Below are 445 nucleotides of genomic sequence, written 5' to 3'. Positions count from 1 at the left end.
TCAGGTCCTCGTACTTGGTGCCGGAGATCGAGAAGGCGACGAAGTTGGTGAAGTCGTTGCCGCTGTCGGTGCCGCCGCTGCCGGGGTTGTCGATGGTCTGCACCAAGACGCCGGTCTGCTCGGAGCCGCCGGGCACAACCTCGTAGATGTTCTTGCCGACATCGGCCAGCGTCAGCCCGCCGATCGACCAGTTGCCGGAAGCATCGGTCGTCGTCGTGCGGTCGCCGGCGCTCAGGTCGCCGCTGTTGTCGTCATCGATGAAGATCGTCACCGGATCATGCGACCAGGCGGTGTCGTCCCCGCTCTTGCCGTCGCCGGTCAGGTCCTCGTACTTGGTGCCGGAGATCGAGAAGGCGACGAAGTTGGTGAAGTCGTTGCCGCTGTCGGTGCCGCCGCTGCCGGGGTTGTCGATGGTCTGCACCAAGACGCCGGTCTGCTCGGAGCC

The 445-nt window shown here is 65.4% G+C and carries 1 protein-coding gene; it reads right to left on the bottom strand.

Annotation, left to right across the window (positions count from 1 at the left end; genetic code table 11):
- The coding region (locus EOA29_RS42010; RefSeq protein WP_210213243.1) for a hypothetical protein at positions 1–445 on the bottom strand (445 nt) is incomplete at both ends.

It is taken from the genome of Mesorhizobium sp. M1E.F.Ca.ET.063.01.1.1 (assembly GCF_003998155.1).
Lineage (GTDB): Bacteria > Pseudomonadota > Alphaproteobacteria > Rhizobiales > Rhizobiaceae > Mesorhizobium.
Note: the sequence above shows the minus strand (reverse complement) of the source record. Positions and strands in the feature narration are given on the sequence as shown.